1 protein-coding gene is annotated in these 1,590 nt (G+C 43.6%); it reads left to right on the top strand.

The genetic code is table 11. The features are described 5' to 3' along the window. Positions 1-28: 28 nt before the first annotated feature. A partial coding sequence (locus ASE01S_RS15320) for an IS1182 family transposase (protein WP_067844428.1) occupies positions 29-1,590 on the top strand: 1,562 nt, incomplete at its 3' end.

The raw sequence follows: 1,590 nt of genomic DNA, 5'->3' as shown, positions 1-1,590 counted from the left end.
ACCCAATAACTTTTTCGGAGGTGCCCTTATGTTTAAAAATTATAACATAAATCAGGTTGTTTTACCGCTCGATATGGAGATGAAATTGCAGAAAAATGATATTGCTTACGCTGTGAATGCGCTCACGGAGTCGATTCCTGAAGAAGCCTTCGCAGGCTTTTTGCGTGCAACAGGCTGCCCAGCGTACCATCCGCGCATGATGTTGAAGATTATTCTGTGTGCTTATACCCAGTCTGTGTTCTCCGGAAGAAAGATAGAAGGGCTGCTGAAGGACAGTGTGCGTATGATGTGGCTGGCCCAGGGCTATGAGCCAAGCTATCGTACGATCAATCGTTTCCGGGTTCATCCTGAGGTGAATGAACTGTTGCGTCAGTGCTTTGTACAGTTCCGCTGTAAACTGGTTGAGGAGAAACAAATTGAGGAAGAAGCCATTTTTATAGATGGAACGAAACTTGAGGCGAACGCAAACAAGTACACATTCGTCTGGAGAAAGTCGGTCGAAGGATACAGTGCCAGTTTGGTGGAACGGTCGAATCGTATGTACGAAGAACTTCTGGAAAAAGAGATTATCCCAGAGCTAGAAAGGGAAAGTTCGGACGAACTTTCTGAACAAGAGCTATCCAGCATTATTGAAAACCTAGATAAAACAGTCCAGGCATATGATGAGAAAATTGAAGCAAGTGAGGATGCTTCTGTACGAAAAGAGCTACGCTCAAAGCGCAAGGAACCAAAGCAGTATCGCAAACAGTTCCAAGATTTTTTACAACGCAAAGAGAAGTACCGTTTAGATATGCAGATTTTCGACGGCCGAAACAGCTATTCTAAGACGGACCATGACGCCACCTTTATGCGCATGAAAGACGACCATATGAAAAATGGCCAGCTCAAGGCCGGCTACAATGTGCAACTGGCAAGCGAAGGCCAGTATGCGCTTGCTTATGATATTTTTCCAAATCCGACGGATACACGCACCTTCATTCCTTTCCTAGATACAATCGAAAAAGACTTCTTCGAACTGCCCGAATATATTGTAGCGGATGCCGGCTATGGCAGTGAACAGAACTACATGGATGTTGTGAATAATAGAGATCGCACTCCTTTGATCACCTACAACCAATATCGTAAAGAGAAGAAAAAGAAGGTTAAGAATAACCCTTTGAATACAGCTAATTGGGCTTATGATGAGGAAACAGATACATTTACTTGTCCGAACGATCGCACGCTCTCGTTCTGTCATCCTTCAACAAGAAAAGATAGATACGGATTCATACGTCATTTCAAAGCTTATGAATGTGAAAATTGCTCTGGTTGCCCACTGCGTGCCCAGTGTACAAAAGCGAAAGAAGGAAATAACCGGAGACTGTATATTAATGAAACATGGGAGAACCAAAAAGCCTATATTCGAGAAAAGCTTTCAGAAGAGAAAACGGGTGAAATCTACGGCAAGCGAAAGATTGATGTAGAGCCAGTCTTCGGATTCTTGAAGGCTAATTTGGCGTTCACCCGATTCTCCGTAAGGGGAAACGAGAAGGTGAAAAATGAAATGGGCTTCGCGTTCATGGCAGTGAATTTGAGGAAATACACTGCCTT

The sequence above is a fragment of the Amphibacillus sediminis NBRC 103570 genome (assembly GCF_001552275.1).
Classification (GTDB): domain Bacteria; phylum Bacillota; class Bacilli; order Bacillales; family Amphibacillaceae; genus Amphibacillus_B; species Amphibacillus_B sediminis.
This window is presented reverse-complemented; position numbering and strand designations above follow the sequence as displayed.